Raw genomic sequence first — 22,647 nt, 5'->3', positions numbered from 1 at the left:
TATGCCCTCAGTAGACTGATTCTGCGCTTGGGCGCAGTCCCCGCCTGTAGCTTTTGTGTCCACACTCCTTGCAGCGATAAAGCCTTCTGCGCTTGTAGGTATAGATGGTCTCTGGATCCTCAATCATCTCGTGTTGGGTCTTTACCATGCACCGGTCGCAAAAGCGCAATTCAGAGGACAATACCTGCACATGGTGCGGCCGCATTTTTTAATATATATGTCCAAGATGCAAGCGCTGGCGGACCAAATGTTTATGAATCAAATGCCATGACTCTCTTGCCATGTGGTCAAGCGTGGTACTATTTATTCTGACGTTCGCAGTCTTGGGACTACTTTTGGGCTTTGCTGCAGTCTATAACACTGGCCCAGAAGAAGGCCAGAGTAATAGCACAGCAGCAGTAGGAGAAGAAAACACTACTACTGCTGCCAATGTTATTGGGAGTAGCGAGTCCAACAACAGCAGTGTTGTCTAAGAGAGCGGTGGGCAGTAAGCCCCTCATTATTTCCGCAGTTTTTTAGCCAAGAGCTCTGGAACTTCCGCAGGGCGTTTTGCCACTGGCACGCCAGCCTTGGCATAGTTGGCTACCTTTGATTCTGCAGAGCCATAGTTGCCATACACTATGGCGCCGGCGTGGCCCATCCTCTTTTCCTTGGGAGCTGCCCTTCCTGCAATGTAGGCGATGACTGGCTTGTCAAACGATGTCCGTATGATGTATTCTGCAAGCTGCTCCTCTGCGTCGCCACCTATTTCTCCAACAACAACGACCGAGTCAACATCGCTTCTGTCCCTGATAAGGTCGAAAGCTTCTATGAGGTTCGTCCCGTTTATCGGGTCGCCGCCGATCCCAAGGCACAGCCTCTGGCCGTAGCCCTTGTTCGTCAGGTTGTACGAGACTTCATACATGAGCGTCCCGCTACGGGAGAACACGACCGTGCTTCCAGCCTTGAAAGGCTGGGCTGGCATGATTCCTACCTTCATCACTTCCGGCACGATCACGCCTGGTGTGTTCGGGCCCACCATCCTCGCGCCCTTTTTCCTTGCGTGCTCCAAGACTTTTATAGAGTCCCTTATTGGGACGTGCTCTGGTATCGCAACCAGCAGTTTTATGCCGCTGTCAAGCGCTTCGATGGCTGCCTTAAGGAAGAAAGGCGCCGGGACAAAAATGCCGGATATCTGCGCGCCGGTAGCCTTGACTGCGTCGGCCATCGTGTCATATACTGGCGTGCCTTCAAAATTCTGGCCGCCCTTACCCGGTGTCACGCCCGCGGCAATGTTTGTGCCGTATGCCTTCATAAGGCGGGTGTGCGTCGAGCCATAGCTGCCTGTTATGCCCTGTATGACAACAGGCTTTTTGCCAAAGTCCTTGTCGCCCTTGTTTCCCACGAGAATGTCAAATATGTTGAATGTCTTTTCTACAGTTGTCATTTTGATCTCACCTTTTCACCGCTGCGACTGCGGCCTGTATTGCCTCTTCGACCGTATTATAGAGCTTCGCCCTGCTGCCGTTGAGCATCTCGCGCGCCTTCTCTGACTCGGCGCCGGAGATCCTTGCAAACACCGGGACGGTTATCAGGTTGTTCTTGTACGCGTCCAGTATCGCCTGCGCTACAAGATTGGTCCTGACAATGCCACCAAAGAGGTTTACAAGTATTGCATCAATTTGCTTGATCTTGCTTATTACTTTCAGAGCCTCATAGATGGTCTCGGTGGTGGCCCTTCCTCCAAAGTCGAGGAAAGCTCCTGCCTTGCCGCCTGCATCAGAGACCATGTCAAGGGTCGACATCACGAGGCCGGCGCCATTGCCAATTATTGCAATGTTGCCGTCCAGCTCAACAAGAGAAAAGCCGCTTACCTCTGCCTGCCTTTCCAGCTCTGACACGTGTTCATATTTTTTCAGCTCGGGATGGCGGAACATCGAGTTGTCGTCAATTATCACCTTGGCGTCAAGGGCCATCAGCGAGCCGTCGCCAAGGATAGCGACAGGGTTTATCTCCGCCAGCTCGGCTTCTTTTTCGCTTACCAGCCTTGATAGCTTTGTCGTAAAGTCTACAAACGACACTACGGTCTTGCCATCTAGCCCCAACTTTGATGCAGTCTCCTCTGCGGTATGCGCCGTCAGGCCGTCTATTGGAACGTCAACCATTACCTTGTTTCTTGCGCTTTCAATTTCGACCCCGCCCTCGGAAGAAGATATCAGGGAATAGCAGCGCTTGCTCCTGTTCAGGAAAAGTGAAAGGTAAAGCTCCTTCTTGATGTCGGCCATTTCTTCAAGCAGTATGCCGCGCGGAAGCTCACCCTTGACTTCCTTATGCAATAGCTCGTTGAACCTAGACTCCAGCTCAGACTCGCTTTTGCACTTGACGATAGCACCTGCCTTGCCTCTCCCGCCAACCGTAAGCTGCGATTTTAGCACAAGCGGATAGCCAAGTTTTCTGCCGCCCTCCCTTGCATCCAGCAAAGTATGTGCAAGGTGCGACCTTGGTATCCTGATTCCATACTGATCAAAAAGTTCCTTTCCCTGATATTCCAGCAATTTCATAATATATTTCCAGCAGCAGGACAGTCAATTCTCGTTATTTATAAATTAAGTTCCTGTTCGTTACTTGCGAGTCCACAACTAGCGGATGATATCACGGTTCAACGATAGCTGCAGATATCCTCTCGACTTCCTTGTCAAAACAGGTGGGGCACAGCAGGAGGGAATTGAATTCTATAAGACTGGTGGCTAGCTTGTTGCAGTTCTCGCAGCTTGTTCTCATCGTCCAGAGATATGCCAGCAATAACTCATATTTGTGAATTATGGTGTCTCTTGTTCTCAAGTGCGCTTGAGGCGGCCATGTGTGTTTTTTAGACATTTTGTATGTAGTGAGAGCATACAGACTCTCATGTATATTGTTCAGGGTGCTCCCAATGCATACTGAGAGAATGTCGCGGTTCATACTTTATCTTCGCATCAAGGCCGCTGCGGTGGCCAGCATAGGCGCTGCCTTTTTCCTGTTATACCTGCCCAAATTTGGATAAGTCATTATGATGCTGCCAGAGCTGTTGCTCAACCTTTCCAAGTCTGTGGCAATTGGCATTGTCGCAGTCGCAACGCTGTTCCATCTGATCAAGTTTCTGAGCTAGCAACTGTTTTGTTTGCCTGTGGCTGCATCCTTGTTATTGCAATATATATGAGCGAAGCCGCGGCAAGGCTTGGTATTGTTGCCCCTGTTGCCGGCAGCTGCTCTTGGTAAATTGGCGACAAGGGCGACAGCATATAGTTCACCAAAGCTCCAAGGGCCCACGCGATTATCGCAGGCACGCCTATACCCAGCCAGTTCTGCCGCGCGTACAGCATTTGTTCGGTGTACTTTTGCCTCCTTATGATGTAATAATCGGTAAGCACCACTCCAAAGAGCGGCACGAATATCGCGCCTATCAGGAGAAGGAACACTTCGTAGTCTTGGATAGAGACCACCATTGCAAGCACTGCGCTGAGCGCGGTGAACCCTATTACCAAGTACTTTTGGTTTATTTTTGCAAAGATGTCCTGCGTTGACACGGCCGCAGAATAGACGTCTGCAAAGGCGTTGTCGGCTTCGTCCACTATGAGCAGCAGCATCAAGAATCCAAAAAACATGGCCTGTATTGCGATGACGATTTCAATGACATCCGGCGTGCCGATCAGCAAGCCACCAAAGTAGAACAGGATGTTTGTCATAGTAAACCCTACAAATGTCCCCCACAGCGCGCTCTTGCTCTTTTTCGCAAACCTGTTGTAGTCGGCTACGAGTGGCAGCCACGAAATGGGCATAGCTATCACGAGGTCAAGTGCAGAAAAGAACGACATGCCTTCTCCCGGTGACACAACGAGTGCCGCTATATCTGCAGAATTGATTAGGTTGATTATGATTATCGCAGAGGTGCCGTACGCTATCCACACTGCAAACTTGCCGATCCACTTCCTCACTACGTTGAGCGGGCCAGCGATGCCAAGCAGCGCCACGAGCGCACCGAATATCGCGGCCCAGAAATAGTAGGGCATCACGCTCCCAGCGAGCATTTCGGCGGCCCTTGCCATTATCATGATCTCAAATGTCGTCCAGCCGACGAGTTGCATGACGTTCAGTATAGCAGGCAGGTACGAGCCCCTGATGCCAAACGACGGCCTCATGGAAATGAGCGAGGGTATCCCGTAGTCGCTGCCTATCTTGCCGGCAAGTGCCAAGAGGATCGAGCCGGCGGCCGACCCAATAATTATCGCAAGAGTCGCATCCACAAAGCTCGCGGCAGAGAGAAACGAGCCTGCAGAAAAGACCAGCAACCCAACGCCGAGGCTTGACCACAGTATGAAGTAGTCAAAGCCGCCAAGCATCTTGTGCCTATCCTCAACCGGTTTGACGCCCCACTCAGGTGTCTTGAATAATGCCAAACTCTACTGATTAGATGAGATTATGTTAATAATCTATATACATTTGCGCGATTGGCGAAGCAAACCTGAGGAGAGAATATGACTAAAGTTAGCTAGCTTATGTGTCTAAATTAGCTTGCCCTTTAGATTAACCAAGCTCATTGCGATGTGCAGGCACACATATGCAGGTGATAACAAAGGAAATCGAGTCCGGGCGATCAGTGTTCTGTGAAACTCATAGCAAGTATTGCGAATTTGTCTCTGGCAGTAACAAGTGCGCGTGCTGCGGCAAGCGCGTGTGTCTCTGCAACTACATCCTGTAGTAGGTCAAACAAACCCTGCGCGCTGACAGTGAAGAAAAAAGAAGAAGAGAACAAAAAATTATTGTTACAATGACAATATTTCTGCACAAGCATCAGGGTTTTCTATTACGTCGCCCTCCTCTTGATGGTAGTCGATGATGGAAGTGAGTCGCCAGCGGGGTCGCATATGAAGCGGTCAGCGCCAAGGCCGCCGTACTGATCGAGGCAATGTTTGAGCGTGTCACCACCGTCGTTTCCATAAAGGACCCCGTGGCCTATGCCTTCTATAAGTCGTTGCCTGAATCGCCGTGCACGTTGCATTGGTAGCCTTTACATTTTATGATGTCTGCACCAGAGCCGCCGTAGAGGTTGTCGGTATCGTAGCCCGACATGTCATGCATGTAGTCATTTCCCGAACCCCCGTATAGGTCATCATCGCCTATACCGCCATACAGCTTGTCGGAAGAGCCATAGCCGTATATTGTGTCCCTATACGGCGTTCCTTTTATCACATTGTTGTCCGGGGTTCCAGAAATTGTTGCAGCAAAGGCAGCCATTAGCGGAAGCACCAGCAACGCTGCCAACGCAAGTGGTGCAAGAGTTGGCAAGTAGTTGTTTAGTCCCATAATGCTTTGTTTTTTGTCCAAGGTTAAGTCATTTGGAAACGCAGTGACAGATTGGATATTTACGCAGTATCGAGTCTGCCACCAGAAGATGCAGTTGAATCTCAGAGAAAGGTTACAAACAATTTTTTCCCTTTTATCGCTTTGGATTTCTGCTACTGCAATCATATTTTTTGGCATTTGTCAAAGCTATTGTTCAGATGAGAATTGGAGAATTAGAACTCGTGATATTAAAAAATGAGTGTGGTAGCGATCCACACCTAGAGAGGGCATCCTGCTCTGTTGTTATCTGATAGCGAATTCTTTTGTTCCTGCATGTCATTGTCATTGTAGTACTCTTGGCTGTTAATGATTTGTGGGTCTGCGCCATCTTCAAAGTTATGTATTACTTTGTCTGTACTGAGCGCATACTTGACGTTGGGATGGTCTGAATTGAGAAGGGCAGCTGCAAATTCTCTTGCCAAGGCATCATAGCCACCATTTTGGGTGTCAAGTGCCTCTAGCAAAGTATAGTCATACTCGGATGGGATCGCGTTGCCAAGATCTGTTACTTCACTTAATTTCTGGTCAGGACTGTATCTGGTTACTTCCCAACTTGCAAGATTGTTCTTCCAGTAGTTAGGGCTGCATCCTTCATCATCATTGTTGTTATTATTATTCTCTTGCTGTATTGTGTGCTCTTCACTCTCTGCTCCCTGTGTCTGATATTCTTTCTCTTCATGCGGAGGATATTCCATTTTAACTTCTGTAGGATATTCTTCCTCATGTCGTGGAGGGTATGCATGTTGTTGTTCCTCTACTGGATATTCTTCAGTATGCGGCGGATACTCCATTTGTTCCTCTGCAGGGTACTCTTCTTCATGCTCACGTGTAGGGTACTCGTGCTGCTGTTCTGCAGGATAGTTCTCTTTCTCCTCACGTTGATGATATTCTTCGTTTGATTCTTGCTCTTCGTTAGCTCCTTGTTTCCCATTACTGATCTCTTGTGCTGCATCAGCAATCTGATCTTGGACCTTGTGTATGCCTACTTGCAGATTATTATCCCATTTGTCTGGCGTCTGGACATTATTTGCAGCTTCTTTAGCAACTTCCTCTGCCACTGTGGCTGCTTGATACTTGTTGTTGTCTTCCCATGCAAATGCACTGGTTGTCGTCAGCATTGTTGGAGTAATGCCAAGTGCTGCCGCAGCAGCAAGCATTGCGATTGCTCCAAAAACTGCGCTCATTCTTCTGGATTGTTTTCTATTTTTTCCAGTCAAGTCGCGGCTAAGCCCAGATGCACCAGTAATAAAATCTGTGGAAGCTCTTTCCAAAATACAAAGTTTGACATATTACACGTTAGAATAACAACTATCATACTACAGTTTTGTAATTCTAGTGGCTACTTCTCCCCTCCGCACACAGATTTTTTCGTGCAAACTATCCTCTAGCACCAGTCGCATTTTCAACATCAATGCAGGGAGGACTTCTCAAGGAAAGACTGAATAAGTCTATCACTTTTTACCACTCTGCTTGAAGATTGCGCTATCAATAGCGGGCAGCGACTCTGGAGCTGGAGCTGGCATACAGGCTGACCTCAAGACTTTTTCAGCCCTCGGTGTTTACGGATGCACCACCATTACGGCGATAACCGCGCAGAACACCAAGAGGGTGGCCGAGATATTCGAAGTCTCGCCGGCAATGGTAGAGCAGCAAATAAGGTCGGTCATGACCGACATGCCGCCTGACGCCATCAAGATAGGAATGGTCTATAGCAGGCAGATAATAGATGTCATTTATCAATCACTCAAAAAATCAAAAGTTCCAATTGTGCTTGACCCCATTCTTGCAGCAGGTACTGGCGCCAGTCTGCTCCGCGACGACGCATTTGACCCGTTTGTGTCAAAGCTGATGCCGATCTGCACTCTGGTGGCTCCCAACAGGATCGAAGCAGAAAAGCTCTCAGGAATGACAATCAAGACAGAAAGTGACAGCATAGAAGCAGCAAGAAAAATAAAGAAACTAGGAGCGGAAAACGTCATCGTAAAAGGCGGCCACTTTGGGGCTTCCAGCGTTACTGATCTGCTGCTGGATAGAAGGGGCAGGCTGACAGAGATCACGAACCCGAGAATAGAAATAAAGGAAAGCCACGGCTCTGGATGCAACTTTTCGTCTGCAATCACCGCCTACCTTGCCAAGGGCGCATCTCTGGAGGATGCATGCAGGATGGCCAACGAGTATGTCCACATCGCAATCAAAAATGCAGTCAGGGTGGGCAGGGGTCTGCCAGTCACAAACCCATTATCTGCAATCTACCGCGATGCCAGCCGCTACCGCGTGATTGCAGAACTCCAAGCGGCGGTAGAGCAGGTCAGCACCCTTGACGGCTTTTACAAGTTGATACCCGAGACGCAGACGAACTTTGCTTATGCGCTGCCTGATGCAACAGACATTTCAGAAGTAGCAGGAGTGCGGGGAAGAATAGTCAGGATCGGCAACACCGCCGTTCCAGCCTCTTACATCGAGTTTGGGGCATCAAGGCATATGGCATCTGCAATAATTGGATACATGCAAGTCAATCCCGCCTTCCGGTCCGTCATCAACATCAGGTTCAACGATAAACTGGTGAATGTATGCAAGTCGTTGTTTACTGTGTCCAGCTACGATAGGAGCAAGGAGCCTAAGGGCATCAAGAAGAGAGAAGGATCAAGTGTGTCATGGGGGACCATGCAGGCGCTCTCAAAGAACCCAAGAGCCGATATCATTTATCACAGAGGAGACATTGGCAAGGAGCCCATGATAACGGTCTTTGGCAGGAACCCGGGTGAAGTTGTAACCAAGATCAAGGCAATACTGGAAAATTATTGAACTTGCATGGTTTTACCTTATATATAGCAGAAGTAGAAAAAGGACAGGAAAAACATATGAAGGCAGTAATCTTGGCAGGAGGGCTGGGCACAAGGCTTCAACCCTATACGTTCTTTATCCCAAAGCCGATGCTTCCGCTTGGCAACAAGCCTCTTCTTGAATACATCATCGAGTGGCTAAAGAACTCTGGCGGCATTGACCATATCGTTATTTGCGTCAGCTACCTTCACAGGACGATCGAGGACTATTTTGAGGACGGCGCCCGCTTTGGAGTCGAGATCGAATACGCTAGATCAGAAAGACCGCTTGCAACCGCTGGCCAGCTAAAGACTGCGGAAAAGTTACTCGACGAGCCGTTTGTGTGCGTTTATGGCGACTCTGTTTACGAGTTTAACCTGCGCAAGATGCTAAAGGAGCACAGAGAGTCAAAGGCGTTTGTCACAATGGCGCTCCTGCAATACTCGACAAAGCTAAAGTACGGCTTTATTGACTTAAACGGGCAGGAAAAGGTCACTGCCTGGCGCGAAAAGCCGGAGATAAGCGGGCTGATAAACATCGGCTGCTACGTGATGGAGCCAGAATTCTTGAAGATAATACCCAAGTCAGGGTCGTTTGGAATGGACGATGCGGTAAGAAAGGTGTTGGAACAAAAAAAGACGGTCAAGGGCTTCAGGATAGATACTGGCTTTATTGACATTGGCGACAAAAAGTCATACCTCGACGCCTACAAGCAGTATGCAAGCAGGCTGGGCAAGATCTAGATATGGGCATAGCCCTGTTTGAGGACTCACACTGGCAGAACTTTTCCCCAATCTCCCTTACGAAGGCGACGTTTGACATCAAGGTCGGGGCAAGGAGCTTTTTTGAAGAGCATCAGGTGATGCCTGAAGTGCTGCTGACAAGGGAATATCTGGCAGGCGTCACGAGTGAGCGGCACGTCCGGTGCAGAGTCAACCCAAGTTCAATCGATGCCGACACGGTGTTTGTCAACGGCCTCCTACACCCCGGGACAATCTTCCCGGACCGCCTGCAGAAAGTCGGCCACACCTTTGCAATAACTGCCGGCGACAGGCTGCTTGTTGCAAGGCTTGGTAGGAAGGGCATTGAATACCTGTCGGACTGCGTAGCGGCAGGAAAAAACATTGATGTCAGGAAACTCGACGTTGAAAAATCGACAAAGCTCAAGGCAGAAGAAAGTCAGGGGCTGCTGTCCGAGCCTTGGGACATCATAACCCTTCTGGAAAATTCGCTTGCGTTGCAGACATCCAAGATGCAAGGCGAAAGCGACCTTGGTCCCGGCGTGCGGGTTGCAGGCAACCACGCGATAGCAATCGCCAGGAACGCCTCGGTTGAAGAGGGGACGGTGCTTGACGCAAGGCAAGGAGGCATCTACATTGGCCCGGACGCATATGTCGCGACGAGCAGGATAGTCGGACCGGCATACATCGGAGGCATGACGCAGGTAAAGCAATTCACAATAATAGAGTCAAGCTTTATCGGCCACAACTGCAGGGTGGCCGGTGAAATAGAGCACTCTGTAATTTCTGATCACACCAACAAGACGCATGCAGGCTTTATCGGCCATTCGTACGTCGGCGAATGGGTCAACATAGGAGCCATGACAACTACATCTGACCTGAAAATGACGTACGGCAGCATCAAGATGGCAAGTGGCGGCGGCAAGACCAAAGTCGACACCGGCCAGAACAAGATCGGGTCGTTCATTGCCGACATGACCAAGACGTCCATTGGCACGCTCATTTACAGCGGCAGGCGGATCGGCACCTCTTCTCACCTGCATGGCCTCGTCGCACAGGACGTGCCAAGCTTTACCATTTACGGCTCTAGCATCGGGGCGACCAACACAGAATTGGAGCTCTGCTCAGCCATAGAAACACAAAAGAAAATGATGTCGCGCCGGAACCAGACGATGAGCAAGGCCTACGAGCAGATGATAAAAGATGTCTTTTCCATGACCGCAACAGAGAGAAAGCGTGCTGGCGTCCGCAAGGCCAAATTCGCTCTCTAGCTCTACATGTAGTCGAGGCCTTGGCCTTCCTTCCAGAGCCCAAGCCTCTGGTGCAGCCAGGGGTAAAAGTTGGCGTCGCCGTTTTCAAACTCTTTCTTGATTATCTTGATTATGCTCCTTGATACCTGTCCCGGCCTTCCATACATCTGCTTTTTGCGCCGCAGCCTCATGCCCAGCCCCTCTTCCTTGTCGTACGCCTCATTGACAATCGATGCTATCCAATTGGGGCTCAGTGGCGGAACCAGAATGTTGCTCTTGGCGTCAAATATCGTTTCCGGCCTGTCGGTGTTGAGCCTGACTGTCAGCGACGTTACTTTCGGGAAATACAGCAATTCTTCCTGCATCGATCCCGAATCAGTCATTTCCGCCCAGCAGCGGCCGCTGTCTAGGAATTCGATCACGTTTGCATATTCTTTCCACAGCGGCGTCATGATGAATTTATCAGGATGCTCTTCCGTAAGGCCCTTCAGCTTTGACTCAAGGTTGTACTGTTTCAGGGCAGACACTGTTGCGTTCAGCATGACCAAGACCACCTTCTTGTCAGTGTTCTTGATCAGCTGGACCAGCCCGCCGATTATAGAGGTAAAGCGCCGGTGCGTTAGGTTCTCGCGCCTATGAATGTCCATCCTTATCCATTGGCCTTTTTCCAGCTGCGGGTAGAGGTCAAAGATGCTCTGGCGGGACTTTTCCTTCCTCTTTTGATGTATTGCGTCAACTACTGAATTGCCAACGACGTGGACAAAGTTCTCAGGGTAGCCTTCCCTCACGAGGTTGTCCCTGTTGAGCTTGGTGGGTGCAAAAAAGAACTGGGTTCCAGCAGAGCATATCCATGTATCTATCTGCTCTGGGAAGGGCTCTTCCCTTGCAAGGAACCACCTGCCGTCAAACTGGCTGCTGATGAACCTGCGTATTTCTGCTTTTGTCGGTTCTCTGCATGCTTTCAGTCTCTTGATCGCCTCGGGGCTCATGGAACGGAGGCCTGCCTCGTTCTGCCCGACCTTTTGCCCCATGCCAAACACCCATGCAAGTGGCGCGATGCCCGCCACCAGCGTGTCGCCGTGGACTATTGGAAGGAGTGATTCTGTGCCAAAGTTCTTCCTGCAGTACCGGCCAAACGAGCCAAACTTGATTATCAGCTCGCTTGCCTTTTCCATCAGGTCGCCCCTTATCTGGAGGTTGCAGCCTACGAACTGCTGCAGGTTGAACTCCTCGATTCCAAAGCCGAGCACCTCATCAAAGTGCTGGCCGGTGTTTATGACAAAGACAGGCAGGTTTTCTTTTGCCGCCTCGATTACAAGTGGCGCCTGCTTGTAAAAGTCCGGCTTCGTGCCGGTCACTATCGCAAGCACAGGCGTGCCCTCTTTTCGTGCCTTGGCAAAGACAGATTGGAGATTATCTGATACCTTTACAGGTAGCAGGCTGCGCGATACATCTATCTCCCTGACGCTCAACGGAGATCATCCAAGTCGCTGCTGATTGGCCTTCTTTTCGTCGCAGCTATCAGGTAACCGCCCATTGCCGCTACCCCTGCGCCAGCCGTCATGAAAAAGTAGGGAACGTAGCCTACCACGCCCACGATATACTGCTCAGAGATCCTTGCCAATAGCGGGATTCCGGCTATCATGCCTGCAATCATTATAACGCCAGAGGCTACAAGCATCGTGCCACCTATCTTAGTGCCAAAGGTCTTTGCCATGCCAAATGCAAAGCCGGCCAGTGCAAGGCTCGGCGCTCCCGAGATAAAGATTTCCTGAAGTACTAGACTTCCTGGGTCTACCACAGCCTCTGGACCCTCACCTTCTGGCCCTATCAAAAAATTGTAAAATGAGAGCAAAAGGACGACAAACATTATAGATAGCGCAAGGGATGCAAGCGACGTCCACTCCTCCAGCTTTAGCCTCATTACTAGAGCACTGTATTTGCCGTTTGGTAATTAAATCATTCCTTGGCGGTCGAAGCCCATACTATGCAAAAATCTCAAGCAGCAAAAATGCGATGTTTGCCTATACGATAGACTAGAATAAAGATTATCATCCTTCTTCAATCACAACCTTGTGTCTCTTGAAAGTACTTTGGTGGATAGCTTTCAAGATTTGTCATTGCCTTCTTATAGCTCTCAACAAGCCTAGTCCGATCAGGATAAAACCGCTTGCAATTAGCGATACGTACACATAAGGAAGTGCCACAGCCAAGAATAAAATCAAACCCATTGTTGGCTCTATCAATTTAGAGACTGCAAGCATTGCACCACCTGCCATCAACAAGACTGTCGTTATCCTTATCTTTTGTCTAAGTCCAACAATTCCAAAAGACAAGAAGAGCAGAATGATCGATGGTAATCCAAGTAATATCCCGCTCTGCCGGTCAGTTAATGGCAAGAATCTGTTTCCGCCTTGCCCCATTAATGTCCCTGCAGTATCTATAGTGAGTAGAGCCATGCCAACAATGGCAAGTGCCTCAGAAGCCTTTTTCTTTCTAAGGTCACTTTTTTGAAGGTGATACATCTCTCTGACCCTCCTCCTCAGCTCCTAGCAGTTACCATTGTTGTCATCATTCTTGCCGTTCTTATTCCCTTTGCCACACCAAGCCCGACAATTACTAACCCAGATATAAACCCGAGAATTGGACCCGGGATCAAGATGACTGCAATGTTGATGTTCGCCAAGGCTATCAGAGCAGGGATCATGTATATGATGCCACTTACGATTAGCAGTCCCGATACCAGAAACGACCTCTGCTTCCATGATACAACAAACGCTGCTGTCCCTAACGCTATTGCTCCTATTCCAAACGCTGGTCCAAACCATGCAGATAATGCTCCCGCTGTAAGCCCTGCCTGTCCCACCAATGGCGCTAAGGATGTCGGCAACACTAGCAATCCGCCCACAAATAAAGGAACCACCACTAATGTTGCTACTGCCAGTCCTACTGATATTACATACCTTAGATTTGTTGTTTTCATGGTGCAATCTTCGGCTTGATCTATTTTAGATATTGCTAACCCTTGTTAAGTCACATAGTTACCCCACCCATTAATCTAATCGGCTAGGAGATGACCTCTAAAGGTGCATAAGATTAATAGCCATAGTTACGAGCAGCGTAACTAACCAGATGTTGCAAATTTGAAAATCAAATAGCATAGATTGGCGGCCAGATAAGGCTTAACTAATTAAATCATACAGACACTTTCAGTGACCATATATTTTTGCTGAAACCATCTGATACTAGTCAATTGAAATTGCTTTAAGATATAATGCTCGTAATCAGTATATACACAACCGTATACGTGATGAAAGTTGCCCATACGGTGGAGATGTAAACGATGCAAGCTTGAATTCAATGGCGACGGGGCCTCTAGGCACTATCTTGCTCATCCAAAACATAAACTAGAAAAACTGCCGTCAAATCCAAAGCCTTCAAAGATCATAGCAGAATCATGAAACCTAGTGATCAAACAGCTTTATGTTAGCAATCATCATTATTTTTGCCCTAGGTTGAAAATGAACTACAAGCCCAAAGGCCAGTGTTATCAGCTCTAAATTCTAGGCAGTTTTAGGGCTTTTCAAATACCTCTGCGGTTGATGCCATCAAATGGTTTTTTAGACGATTCTACAAAGTTTTCTGCTATATCATTCAGATCAGTTATTTTGGAATTGCAATCTAACGTCAGTAACAGCCCGTTGTTCTAAACTTACCATTCGACTTCCTGATCTAAAGTCGATTAATCCTTTGCCGCGTAGACAATTTTCATATCATCAAACAATAGAGGTTTGGCATCAGCGGACGAAGAGATAAAGAAAAGAGTAGCGAGGAAAGGTGGAGAGGCACCACATGAAGAAAGAGGACTGCAAGCAGCAGACCAAGAAACAAGGGAGCGTGTAGCCCGTGCAGGAGGCGAAGCTTCACATGGTGGTGGAGGCGGTGGCGAAGGCAGAGGCTTTGCAGGCATGTCAGAAGAGAAGCAGAGATATCAAGAAAAGGCGGCTAAAGCTCGCACGGCGGAAGAAACGATTAGATTCTTCTTCCATCCATCTTTTTTCTTCGCAAAGAATACTAGGGCGGCATACGACGGATAAAGAAATAATCAGCCTGAGGCTTGCAAGGGGCATGCTGTTGGCTATTGACCTGCAGGTTGGCAGCGTGATATTGAAGGCTAAATCGTGTCATCATTTGAAGAATTAGCGATGCTTGCTGCCATTGTTGGCATAAAGGTAGTTGTCGGTTGGACGCTTTCAAAAGAGGTCAATAGGCATCATGACGAGAAGGCAAGATTGGAAGAGATAAGACGGCAGCAAAGGAGGTTGAACAGCGAAGAGCAGATTCTGCGGCTTTCTAAGAAGCTACCAAATCATACTATGCCTACGAGCCCGGCCAGCTCTTTCCTGCTCGCTGAGCCCAGTATTTCTGCAGACTTTTCCGGCCTGACGTTGTTTACGAAAACCCCAAAGCCCCGCTCCAGACCTGACCATGTGTTCAATTGTGGATACACCTCAATGTGCCAGTGGATCTGCCGGCTATTCTTTTTCTCAGGCGACAGGTGGAACACTAAGTTGAACGGCGCGTCCTTGAGCGCCTTTGACATGCCCCCAAGCGTCGCCCGGAGCATGAGGGCAAGGTCGTTTATCTCCTTCTGCGTTATCTTCGAAAAGGACGTGATGTGCCTCTTTGGATATATCCAAAATTCATACGGGTAGGTCGGCGCCCAAGGGCAGAATGCAAGGAAGCTATCCGTTGCCAAGATCTGGCGCGGCCCGCTCGACTCAACGCCGATAATATTGCATGCAGGGCAGTTACCATTTTCGTTCATGAACCTGTGCGACCCTTCGGCCTCAAGCTCGATAACTGGAGGTATCGTGGAAAAAGTGACGATATGCAGGTGCGGGTGCGCCACCTGCGCGCCTGCGCCCACCCCGCTGTTGACATAGATCGAGACATACGTCACGCTCTTTTGTGTGTAGAGCCACCGTACCCGGTCTTGGATCACGACAAGCACGTTGCCCCACTGCTCAACTGACATTTGTGAGAGGCTCTGCTTGTGATCTGGCGACGCCACGACTATCTGATGGTACCCGTAGGCAGGCTCGCTGTAGAGAGGTTTGTCGCTGTAGCTTGTCGCAGCGCCTGTTGCGACCACAGGGTTCTTGCTCTGGAAAACCCTGACTGACCAGTCCTCGATGATGCTGTCCTCGCTGTCTGAGAGGCGCTGGAGCATGCCATCTTGGACGACCAGCGCAAGCAGCGCCGGCTCTGTCATTGATTCGTTGCCGGGACAGTATGGGCATTTGCTGCCCTCTGGCTTGTCGCCAGCGGTAGCAGCCTGATTGGCTTCAGGCACAACAACAAATTTGTCAAGAACATAGTCTTTGCGCAGATCCCCCAAACTCTTCAGCCTGAAAAATGCTCTATCTGCTTTTAATTAAAGGTTCTGCATAAACTGGCTTTGTGTAAAAAGTAATAACTCATAAAAACAAAGTCATGCAATCAAACAGCTATCCAAGCATGGATTGTTGACTTTTTAAACAAAGCTGCATAAACTAGTTGCCAAGCGAAAACTCTAGCGCCTTCATGCACCGTGCACAGACATGTTTCCCGCGGTTTGCTATTCCAAAATCCTCTGTCTTTTCACCATTGTCGTCCACCACGATGCGCCAGCAAAACATGCATTGCTCCAACGCACAACAATAGTATCGCTTGCTATTATGGATAACTTTTTGTCAAAGAACCGCGGCTGGCATCACGTACACATATGTCCCTTGACAAGGACATCAGAAACATAATCGAAACCCCCATTGAAAATGATCTGGCCGCTCCTAAGGTTCCGAAAAAGCGCATGCCAAAGCTAAAGCGCGTCTGGAAGTGCGAGCATGCCTACGACTTTACGGTCATAGAGCCGGCTACTACAAGGGTTTGGTCGAAGGTCTGGTGCTAGAGAGGTACAGGCGCCAGCTCACCGAGGATGAGGACAACGAGGTGTTTGAGATCATCGAGCGGTACACCAATGGGCTGAGAAAGTACTTTTCATACCACAAGCCAAAGCACAGGAATCGCCGAAAGCTGCCTCACAAACAATAAATTGACCAAAAGTTCTTCCGTCGCTATGAAAGGCATCCGGCTAGTCTACGTTTTGCTTGATGGCATTGGCGACCTGCCCCACCCTTTACTGAACGATCTGACGCCGCTAGAGGCTGCATATACCCCCAACCTTGACGCGCTAGCAAGGAACGGCGCTATGGGCAAGGTCATAAGCGTGGGCAAAGGGATCGCGCCTCAGTCCGACATTGCGGTTTTCAACATGCTAGGCTACAGCTTCAAGGACGGAAGCTATGTCGGCAGAGGAGTCATCGAATCAATAGGCTGCAACATTGACTTTCGCGATGGCGACCTTGCCCTTCGCGGCAACTTTGCCACGATTGACGACAAGCTGAAGATAGTTGACAGGCGCGCTGGCAGAGTCATCAGCAGCGAAGAGGCAAAGGCTGTGTGCAAGACTCTGCGCGACAACATCAGGTTCAGCGACAAGGACGCTTCGATCGCGCTAGAGCCCACAATTGCCCACAGGGTGGTAATCAGGCTCAGGCACGCTAAGATGAAATTGTCAGACAAGATTACAAACACGGATCCGGCCTATGACAAGATAGATGGCATGGGCATTGCAAAAGACACCACCGGGGAAATGTTTGTCCAAAAGTCTGCCGCCGAGGAGGACAGCGATCAGGCAAGGACCGCTGCCAAGATGCTCAACGAGTTCACAACACAGGTTGTACAGCTTTTGCGTGACCATCCGGTGAACAGGGCAAGGATAGCGGCAGGCAAGAAGCCGATGAACTGCATCATTGCGCGGGACTCTGGCAATAGGTACCCGCATGTCGACCCCATAGACAAAAAGCACGGCATCAGCGTCGGCTGCATAGTGGATATGCCAGTCGAGATCGGGATTTCAAAGGTGCTTGGTATGAAAATGTTCCAAGCTGGCGACGTCAACGACTACGAAGAGAAGGCAAAGGTAGCGGCCAAGAGCCTCAAGTCGGTCAACGCAGTCTATGTCCATATCAAGGGACCAGATGAATTTGGCCATGACGGCGACGCGCGGGGCAAAAAGAAGAACATCGAGGACATCGACAAGCGCTTTTTTGGGACGCTCATGAATGAGTTGAAAGGCAGCAGTACCGCCATAGTCGTCTCTGGCGACCACTCTACCCCCTGCGTAAAGAAAGGGCACAGCGACGACCCTGTCCCGCTTCTCGTGTCAGGCAGCATGGTCAAGCAGGACGGCAGCGCGAGGTTTACCGAAAATTATGCCAAGCGCGGCAACTTGGGACTCCTGATGGGCGCGGACGTGCTCTCAACCGCAATCAAGATGGTGGCCGGCTAGGCCGGCATACCCATTATTTGTAAAAGGTATTTGCGGTAGTAAATGACGAGCACGATCCCGACCACCGCAGGCGTTATGCCGTAGACCCAGTAGCCAAACCAGATTAGGAAGAGTCCGATGACCAGCATTGCAAGCCCTGCAAGAGGGTTGACATACTCCAGTTGCACCAAGCGCAAAAAACGTTAGGATATAAATCTAGAAAAGCCTTTTGCTCTGGTGTGCTTTCAGTTCTTTCAATCCTCCCCGAGGGGAGCGTCAGAGACGAGACCACATTCTTTATCCTGATTGGCGGCCTTGCAGTGCTTGTCGGCGCGGCGATATACCTGAGGATCAGAAGAAAAAGAGAGGAAGAAGATCCCCATTGATATCATAAGGGGACTATTACGTAAAGACCCGAAGCAAGACCCAAGAGAGTGCCGACGACAGAAGCCGTCCTTGACGACTCAGCCCTTGGAGGGTGGTAGGTATGCACCGACTTGTCGTTTTCCTTTTCGCAGCTGCTGCACTTCCACAGCACCGCTTCATTGCAGGAGGGGCAGTACTCTGTTGCCATCATCTCTGCCCCACAGGCTCTACACAGCATTAGTTGGGTAACGTTCTTCTCCCTTTTAAACAATTATGCTGCAAAGCCCGGCCTGACCTGTTGCGGCTTTACTGTTACCGTCATCTTGAAGTTGGTAAGTATGTCCTTGCACCTGTTTCTGATCGTCACTTCGGTGACGCCAGACAAGCTAGACACATCACGCTGGAGTATGTTGACGCCCAAAAATATCGAAGCGATGTAGATGTATGCTGCCGCTAGGCCGTTTGGCGCCTTGCCGTCTGCTAGCAAGTGGTCGTCCGTCTTGTGCGCGATATCGATTGCGAGCCTTTCCACTTTGGTGTCTATCTTGGCCATGTTGGCAAGCTTTGATATGTAGTAGTCAATGGCAAGTGAGACTGCCGGTGAAGGCTGCTGCGGTGTGCTGGCGGCTTGCGCCGGTGGCTGCTGCTCCGTAAACACCCCCATCTCCATAACCATCATCCTGTAGTACTTTGATGCCAGCTTGACGCTTGACCTGTCCTGATCGGTCACGCCGGTGGCTTTCACAATTTCTTCTAGCGAGCGCACCACCGAGCACTTTTTGCACGCAAGATAGATGGTGGCCGCGGCCATGCAGGCAATTGACTTGCCCTTTGCCTCGCAGCTGCTCTCATAGTTACGGTAAAGGATCGCTGATGTCTCGACCAAGAGTTTTGGAAGGGACATTGCGGCGCATATCTCATTTATCTTTGTGAGGACATTTGACAGCCTGCGCTCCTGCGCAGAGACGATCCTGCTCCGGATGTGCCATTTGCGGATGCTGTTCATGGTTTCGGCCATCTGGTAGTCTATCGACTTGCCGGCATAGTCCTTTGAGCCGTAGGCAATCTCTGTTCTCAGCCCATAATCGTGCAAAGCAAAACTGGTTGAGCCGCTTGCTCTCATGTTCTTGGACTTTTCCTCAAAGTCGGTGGCGTTTGATTCGCGCCCAAAGTCCTCGACCTGATCCATCATGACGCAGCCGCACCTCTCGCAAATGTATTCGCCCTTGCTGTGGTCCTGAATGAGGTTTGCGCCGCACTCGGAGCACTGGGTATAGTATTCTGCAGACGTCATTTTCTTCTACCTCGTCGACCTGCGGCCAGAGCCCCTACCCTGGCTGCGAGACATTTTAGCAAAACCGCCGCTGAAAACCTTGGATCCGACAAGCCTGCTCGTCCTGTCAGTCATTGGTATGACCGACGCGTATGGCGCGCTCACAGGACCGATCAACTCTGCCACTCTGCCTACTCTCTTGCCCGATCCATCAACGAGCAGCTCGCCAGCCCGGATGCCGGCACCCGCTGCGTTGAGTTTGACTATCAACCTTCCACTTTTTGCCAGATGCATAATTTCCCCGATCTCCCCCACGTTGGTAAGCGACATAAGCTAATTACTTGCTATCATGCGCTTCTGTCAAATATTATTTGTATTTCGATAAACAAGATTCTGTCATCAGCGCCCGGAAATTTTTTAGATATGAAAAATTTCATTTCTTGCCGGACTTTTGCTTGCTTCTTCTCTGCACTATCTTTTCGGCGACCGCGTCGATCACCTGCGACTTTTTGACACCCTCTTTTTTTGCAACCATCACATAACCGGATCTGGTAAAAGACCTTCGAGGGAACCTGGCGTTATCGTTCACTTCTTGATCCGAGAACTGGAAGCCAGCAGCCTTGGCTGCCTCTGCCAGCTCTTGCACAGTAGGGTCAAATACCGCCTGCTCTCTGTTGACCTTGCGGCCCTGCCGCCTCTTGAGGTTCTTGTTAAAGTAGTCAAGCCAGAGCACGACGTGGTCGTAGTCCTTCAAGGTTCAATGCCCGTATATTTTGAGGCTTTTATAAACAATGTTGAGAGAATGTTACATCTTTGGTTCTGCGCGCGCCTGCCAGTGGAACGCGTCTTCAGAGTTAAAATAAGCCGTGCAGCTGTTGCCGCCCTCAAGCACGTACGTTATCTCTAGTGTGTAGAGGTTCCTTTTGCTTTTGGGGCTTGCCGCGCCTGTCCTCTCGTAAGTACGGGTGCCACCCTCCATCCAGCTGGACGGGATGTTCAGCTCACCGGTCCACATGCAAGGCCTCCGATTGTCCTGCGTCAGTAAGGCTGTGAGAAATGTCTTGCGCATCAGAGTACTGGAGCTTTGCATCTTCTCAAGGTTTTCCTTCTTGGCATTGTTGATCAGTTTGGCAGAGACCTGCCGTACGCCATCTCCGAGGTAGACCTGCAAGAACAGCCTACCAGATTCAAGAGAATTGAGAGTTTCGGCTGGTGCCGGCTTGCTTGCAAAGTCGACAGGGTACGGGCATGCAACCCTGTCCTTTGGGTCTGGACCGTCCCACGATATCTCCACAGAAAAATGAGAGTGCTATTAGCTCTTAATGGTTATCGAAGAATCATGAAGTCTTGGCTGCCGCTGCTTTTACCAGAACGGCGTTGACGACTCCGTCCTGCCCCGGGCGGGAGACCACCACTGCAGTGCCGCTTTCAGTCTCGATCACTGCGCCCTTGCTTATGACGCCCCTTCTTTCATAGTCTCTGTTTGCAGGGTTCTTGTTCACCTTCAGGATCTTGGACTTTGTGACCTTTTTGGCTTCCTTGTCAACGACATTGGCAAACTCGGCAGTCTTGAATGCGGCCTTGATATTGTTGCCCCTTGTCCTTCTGGCAACGATCTGGGTCGGGCCGACCACGGCTTCATTTGGATACCTGTCAATCTCGAACTTGCGTCTTCCTCTCATGGCAACCTTGCGTCCGCCAGTCATCTTGCGCCCAGCAAGGTTCTCTATCGATTTTCGCATAGCAGTGCAGTAGGTAATTTTTCACTCTAATTAAGACTTTTCTGGAGACCGAGGCGGGCCCGCTGCTGCAGCTCGTGGAGATGGCGGAGACTGCTTGTTAGTTGTCGCCACCAGCTTGCTCTTCATCGCGTTCAGGTCAGTTATGCCAAAGTAGTTCTGGAACTTGGGGGTCGTGCGGTAGACCTTAAGCCTCCCAAGGTTTTCATGCTCTACGAACTGCAGCTGCTCAAGGATCCTGATGTGCGAATATACCTGGCTTCCCCTAATCTGCACAAGCCTCTTTGAAGTCACCGGCTGTTCGTACGCAATGTAGGAGAGGGTCTTGAGCGCCGCTGACGGTATCAAGGGGTGCTGAGCGAACCTTCTGACAAGTGGTGTATATTCCGGCCTAAGCTGGAACACATATGCTCCGTCCTCCAGCTGTGCTATCTCGATTGCCTTGAATGTGGTCTTGGTTTTCTTAACAAGCTCGTTGACGACGCGCAGCGTCTTTTCCTTGGAGTTGGTGCCAGACGCCTTTATCAGCTCGTCCACCGACAGCGGCCTGCCAGCAGAGTAGAGCGCCGCCTCTATCCTTGCGGCAATTTCATTTTCTGGAAGCGAGTCGCGCAAACTGCTGATTATAATGAAATATAATCGCTTTATTTATTGCTGCTGTTGTTGCTGATGATTATGCTGCTTGGCAATTGTTATCTTAACGTCGTCTGAGCCTTCCTGCTGGTCAAGCTCGACCTTGCCTTTCATTGCAAGGTACAGCATTGCAATAAAGCATCTTGCAGTTTCCACCGGCTCCATCTTTTCCACCAGTGTCTTAAACATCAGCACACCGTCCGCGCTCACTATATCAAAGATCATGTCCTCGTAGCGCTGGATTATCTGCTCGAACTTGACGAGATACTGGTCAAAGTCAAACCCTTGGACGGGCTCAAGCTCCACCTGCTTTTTTCTCGGCCTAGGGTTTGCAAGCTCCATTATCATATTTTCCAGCATATGAAGCAGGTCTTCGACTGAAACAGGGTATGTGGACTCGATCCTGAACGGAAGCTCGACAGGGTTAAGCTGCGGTATGGGCTGCTGGCTGTCTGGGTCGTCAACGCCTTTCCTCTGCATCGCGATCTTTTCAAGCGCAAAGATGCTTTCCACCTTCAGTCGGTATATCATTGACGACGACACGGCGGCAATGCCGCAGATGCGCAGGTCTTTGGTGCCAGTCGCGTTGATGAGCCGGAGGAACATTTCAAGCAAAAGGGCGACATCGATGTTCCAGACGTCCTTTCTTACAAGGAGCGAGGGGTTGAAAAGGAGGTTCAGCGGTGGCTGGGCTATCGACTTTTTTGTGTCCGGCTCTGCCTGCTCCTTGGCCAATTCTGTCTCTCAATTCAGCAAGTCGCCATATAATACTTGTTTGTAAAAACATCTTACGAAAATGGTAATTTATTACGGACGAACGTGACTTGGTTTATCTGACTAGCAATTGTGTCTGGTCTGTATCTACACGCTTGGTTCTAGGTCAAGTTAAAGCAGGCGAAACAAGACATTCAAGCATAGTTTGTGATATAGTATGATAGAAAGTGAAAGAAAAACTCTGTGTTTGTATAAATTTTATCTTAATACATCAAGTCATTATAAGCATCTCACCAGCTAATCTTCATGGATAGATTTTCTAAAGTAGAAGATAGAAGGTATCATTCTGAGGCTATTTGCTAATTTTGGCATTCAA

The 22,647-nt window shown here is 49.7% G+C and carries 32 protein-coding genes; 10 read left to right on the top strand and 22 right to left on the bottom strand.

Annotated features, from left to right (window positions below; all coding sequences use genetic code 11):
- Positions 1 to 7: 7 nt before the first annotated feature.
- Complete coding sequence (locus tag NGAR_RS07195; protein ID WP_228369320.1) at positions 8 to 181, bottom strand: hypothetical protein; 174 nt, start codon at positions 179 to 181, stop codon at positions 8 to 10.
- Positions 182 to 293: 112 nt separating this feature from the next.
- Here NGAR_RS07195 and NGAR_RS07190 point away from each other — a divergent pair, with 112 nt between their 5' ends.
- Complete coding sequence (locus tag NGAR_RS07190; RefSeq protein ID WP_148681114.1) at positions 294 to 473, top strand: hypothetical protein; 180 nt, start codon at positions 294 to 296, stop codon at positions 471 to 473.
- A 26-nt stretch (positions 474 to 499) separates the two neighbouring features.
- On the opposite strand, the gene sucD is transcribed toward NGAR_RS07190, so the two are convergent.
- From sucD to NGAR_RS07175, 3 genes are all read right to left on the bottom strand, one after another.
- Positions 500 to 1,426: a succinate--CoA ligase subunit alpha gene (sucD, locus tag NGAR_RS07185; protein ID WP_015019018.1), complete on the bottom strand. Its 927-nt coding sequence runs from the start codon at positions 1,424 to 1,426 to the stop codon at positions 500 to 502.
- A gap of 7 nt (positions 1,427 to 1,433) precedes the next feature.
- A complete protein-coding gene (locus NGAR_RS07180) occupies positions 1,434 to 2,540 on the bottom strand; it encodes a succinate--CoA ligase subunit beta (protein ID WP_015019017.1) in 1,107 nt (368 codons plus the stop codon).
- Between the two features lie 570 nt (positions 2,541 to 3,110).
- Positions 3,111 to 4,415: a cytosine permease gene (locus NGAR_RS07175; protein ID WP_015019016.1), complete on the bottom strand. Its 1,305-nt coding sequence runs from the start codon at positions 4,413 to 4,415 to the stop codon at positions 3,111 to 3,113.
- A gap of 167 nt (positions 4,416 to 4,582) precedes the next feature.
- Between NGAR_RS07175 and NGAR_RS18770 the strand changes: the two genes are divergently transcribed.
- A complete protein-coding gene (locus NGAR_RS18770) occupies positions 4,583 to 4,717 on the top strand; it encodes a hypothetical protein (protein ID WP_266190401.1) in 135 nt (44 codons plus the stop codon).
- Positions 4,718 to 4,822: 105 nt separating this feature from the next.
- On the opposite strand, the gene NGAR_RS07170 is transcribed toward NGAR_RS18770, so the two are convergent.
- The 3 genes from NGAR_RS07170 to NGAR_RS07160 form a co-directional block, all read right to left on the bottom strand.
- A complete protein-coding gene (locus NGAR_RS07170; protein ID WP_148681113.1) occupies positions 4,823 to 5,017 on the bottom strand; it encodes a hypothetical protein in 195 nt (64 codons plus the stop codon).
- Positions 4,981 to 5,304: a calcium-binding protein gene (locus NGAR_RS07165; protein WP_228369319.1), complete on the bottom strand. Its 324-nt coding sequence runs from the start codon at positions 5,302 to 5,304 to the stop codon at positions 4,981 to 4,983. Before NGAR_RS07165 ends, NGAR_RS07170 begins: the two co-directional genes overlap by 37 nt.
- Before the next feature lie 275 nt (positions 5,305 to 5,579).
- Positions 5,580 to 6,578: a hypothetical protein gene (locus tag NGAR_RS07160; protein ID WP_015019014.1), complete on the bottom strand. Its 999-nt coding sequence runs from the start codon at positions 6,576 to 6,578 to the stop codon at positions 5,580 to 5,582.
- Between the two features lie 253 nt (positions 6,579 to 6,831).
- Between NGAR_RS07160 and thiD the strand changes: the two genes are divergently transcribed.
- From thiD to NGAR_RS07145, 3 genes are read left to right on the top strand one after another with little or no spacing between them, the layout of a single operon-like run.
- Complete coding sequence (gene thiD / locus NGAR_RS07155; RefSeq protein WP_015019013.1) at positions 6,832 to 8,166, top strand: bifunctional hydroxymethylpyrimidine kinase/phosphomethylpyrimidine kinase; 1,335 nt, start codon at positions 6,832 to 6,834, stop codon at positions 8,164 to 8,166.
- Positions 8,167 to 8,222: 56 nt separating this feature from the next.
- Entirely contained in the window at positions 8,223 to 8,927 is a 705-nt protein-coding gene (locus NGAR_RS07150; protein ID WP_015019012.1) for a nucleotidyltransferase family protein, read from the top strand.
- Between the two features lie 2 nt (positions 8,928 to 8,929).
- The gene (locus NGAR_RS07145) at positions 8,930 to 10,195 is read left to right on the top strand and encodes a putative sugar nucleotidyl transferase (protein WP_015019011.1); all 1,266 of its coding nucleotides are present in this window, start codon (positions 8,930 to 8,932) and stop codon (positions 10,193 to 10,195) included.
- Positions 10,196 to 10,197: 2 nt separating this feature from the next.
- On the opposite strand, the gene NGAR_RS07140 is transcribed toward NGAR_RS07145, so the two are convergent.
- The 4 genes from NGAR_RS07140 to NGAR_RS07125 form a co-directional block, all read right to left on the bottom strand.
- Complete coding sequence (locus NGAR_RS07140) at positions 10,198 to 11,646, bottom strand: UDP-N-acetyl glucosamine 2-epimerase (protein WP_015019010.1); 1,449 nt, start codon at positions 11,644 to 11,646, stop codon at positions 10,198 to 10,200.
- Complete coding sequence (locus NGAR_RS07135) at positions 11,643 to 12,098, bottom strand: hypothetical protein (protein WP_015019009.1); 456 nt, start codon at positions 12,096 to 12,098, stop codon at positions 11,643 to 11,645. The genes NGAR_RS07140 and NGAR_RS07135 overlap by 4 nt, the downstream gene beginning before the upstream one ends.
- Positions 12,099 to 12,291: 193 nt before the next feature.
- Positions 12,292 to 12,699 carry a hypothetical protein gene (locus NGAR_RS07130; RefSeq protein WP_015019008.1) on the bottom strand — a complete coding sequence of 136 codons (408 nt, stop codon included), beginning with the start codon at positions 12,697 to 12,699 and terminating at the stop codon, positions 12,292 to 12,294.
- A 17-nt stretch (positions 12,700 to 12,716) separates the two neighbouring features.
- Positions 12,717 to 13,157, bottom strand: a complete 441-nt coding sequence (locus tag NGAR_RS07125; RefSeq protein ID WP_015019007.1) for a hypothetical protein — start codon at positions 13,155 to 13,157, stop codon at positions 12,717 to 12,719.
- Between the two features lie 808 nt (positions 13,158 to 13,965).
- Between NGAR_RS07125 and NGAR_RS07120 the strand changes: the two genes are divergently transcribed.
- A complete protein-coding gene (locus NGAR_RS07120; RefSeq protein WP_015019006.1) occupies positions 13,966 to 14,271 on the top strand; it encodes a hypothetical protein in 306 nt (101 codons plus the stop codon).
- A 272-nt stretch (positions 14,272 to 14,543) separates the two neighbouring features.
- Here the strand turns inward: NGAR_RS07120 and NGAR_RS07115 are convergent, their stop codons facing one another.
- A complete protein-coding gene (locus NGAR_RS07115) occupies positions 14,544 to 15,575 on the bottom strand; it encodes a galactose-1-phosphate uridylyltransferase (RefSeq protein WP_015019005.1) in 1,032 nt (343 codons plus the stop codon).
- A 154-nt stretch (positions 15,576 to 15,729) separates the two neighbouring features.
- A complete protein-coding gene (locus NGAR_RS18400; RefSeq protein WP_228369318.1) occupies positions 15,730 to 15,867 on the bottom strand; it encodes a hypothetical protein in 138 nt (45 codons plus the stop codon).
- A 74-nt stretch (positions 15,868 to 15,941) separates the two neighbouring features.
- Between NGAR_RS18400 and NGAR_RS07110 the strand changes: the two genes are divergently transcribed.
- Genes NGAR_RS07110 through NGAR_RS07105 form a run of 3 tightly spaced genes read left to right on the top strand, consistent with a single transcriptional unit; the run spans position 15,942 to position 17,567 of the window.
- Positions 15,942 to 16,124, top strand: a complete 183-nt coding sequence (locus NGAR_RS07110; protein WP_015019004.1) for a hypothetical protein — start codon at positions 15,942 to 15,944, stop codon at positions 16,122 to 16,124.
- On the top strand, positions 16,103 to 16,267 hold the full coding sequence (locus NGAR_RS17390; RefSeq protein ID WP_187147712.1) for a hypothetical protein: 165 nt from the start codon (positions 16,103 to 16,105) through the stop codon (positions 16,265 to 16,267). The genes NGAR_RS07110 and NGAR_RS17390 overlap by 22 nt, the downstream gene beginning before the upstream one ends.
- A 25-nt stretch (positions 16,268 to 16,292) precedes the next feature.
- Positions 16,293 to 17,567 (top strand): alkaline phosphatase family protein, encoded by a 1,275-nt coding sequence (locus NGAR_RS07105; protein ID WP_187147711.1) that lies wholly within the window; start codon positions 16,293 to 16,295, stop codon positions 17,565 to 17,567.
- Here the strand turns inward: NGAR_RS07105 and NGAR_RS17385 are convergent.
- Positions 17,564 to 17,737 carry a hypothetical protein gene (locus NGAR_RS17385; RefSeq protein ID WP_015019002.1) on the bottom strand — a complete coding sequence of 58 codons (174 nt, stop codon included), beginning with the start codon at positions 17,735 to 17,737 and terminating at the stop codon, positions 17,564 to 17,566. The genes NGAR_RS07105 and NGAR_RS17385 overlap by 4 nt on opposite strands.
- Before the next feature lie 48 nt (positions 17,738 to 17,785).
- Here NGAR_RS17385 and NGAR_RS07100 point away from each other — a divergent pair, with 48 nt between their 5' ends.
- Positions 17,786 to 17,932, top strand: coding sequence for an LPXTG cell wall anchor domain-containing protein (locus tag NGAR_RS07100; RefSeq protein ID WP_187147710.1), 147 nt, complete (start codon positions 17,786 to 17,788; stop codon positions 17,930 to 17,932).
- A 2-nt stretch (positions 17,933 to 17,934) separates the two neighbouring features.
- Here the strand turns inward: NGAR_RS07100 and NGAR_RS07095 are convergent, their stop codons facing one another.
- The 8 genes from NGAR_RS07095 to NGAR_RS07060 all read right to left on the bottom strand — a co-directional run bounded on the left by NGAR_RS07095 (position 17,935) and on the right by NGAR_RS07060 (position 22,292).
- Entirely contained in the window at positions 17,935 to 18,123 is a 189-nt protein-coding gene (locus NGAR_RS07095; protein WP_015019001.1) for a hypothetical protein, read from the bottom strand.
- A 60-nt stretch (positions 18,124 to 18,183) separates the two neighbouring features.
- A complete protein-coding gene (locus tag NGAR_RS07090; protein WP_015019000.1) occupies positions 18,184 to 19,206 on the bottom strand; it encodes a transcription initiation factor IIB in 1,023 nt (340 codons plus the stop codon).
- Positions 19,207 to 19,212: 6 nt separating this feature from the next.
- The gene (locus NGAR_RS07085) at positions 19,213 to 19,515 is read right to left on the bottom strand and encodes an H/ACA ribonucleoprotein complex subunit GAR1 (protein ID WP_015018999.1); all 303 of its coding nucleotides are present in this window, start codon (positions 19,513 to 19,515) and stop codon (positions 19,213 to 19,215) included.
- Between the two features lie 103 nt (positions 19,516 to 19,618).
- Positions 19,619 to 19,939: a signal recognition particle subunit SRP19/SEC65 family protein gene (locus NGAR_RS07080; RefSeq protein ID WP_015018998.1), complete on the bottom strand. Its 321-nt coding sequence runs from the start codon at positions 19,937 to 19,939 to the stop codon at positions 19,619 to 19,621.
- Positions 19,940 to 19,990: 51 nt separating this feature from the next.
- Entirely contained in the window at positions 19,991 to 20,479 is a 489-nt protein-coding gene (locus NGAR_RS07075) for a hypothetical protein (RefSeq protein WP_015018997.1), read from the bottom strand.
- A gap of 43 nt (positions 20,480 to 20,522) precedes the next feature.
- Positions 20,523 to 20,927, bottom strand: coding sequence for a 30S ribosomal protein S8e (locus tag NGAR_RS07070; protein ID WP_015018996.1), 405 nt, complete (start codon positions 20,925 to 20,927; stop codon positions 20,523 to 20,525).
- Between the two features lie 30 nt (positions 20,928 to 20,957).
- Positions 20,958 to 21,539 carry an SMC-Scp complex subunit ScpB gene (scpB, locus tag NGAR_RS07065; protein WP_015018995.1) on the bottom strand — a complete coding sequence of 194 codons (582 nt, stop codon included), beginning with the start codon at positions 21,537 to 21,539 and terminating at the stop codon, positions 20,958 to 20,960.
- Between the two features lie 33 nt (positions 21,540 to 21,572).
- Positions 21,573 to 22,292, bottom strand: a complete 720-nt coding sequence (locus NGAR_RS07060) for a hypothetical protein (RefSeq protein ID WP_015018994.1) — start codon at positions 22,290 to 22,292, stop codon at positions 21,573 to 21,575.
- Positions 22,293 to 22,647: the final 355 nt, after the last annotated feature.

It is taken from the genome of Candidatus Nitrososphaera gargensis Ga9.2 (assembly GCF_000303155.1).
Classification (GTDB): domain Archaea; phylum Thermoproteota; class Nitrososphaeria; order Nitrososphaerales; family Nitrososphaeraceae; genus Nitrososphaera; species Nitrososphaera gargensis.
Note: the sequence above shows the minus strand (reverse complement) of the source record. Positions and strands in the feature narration are given on the sequence as shown.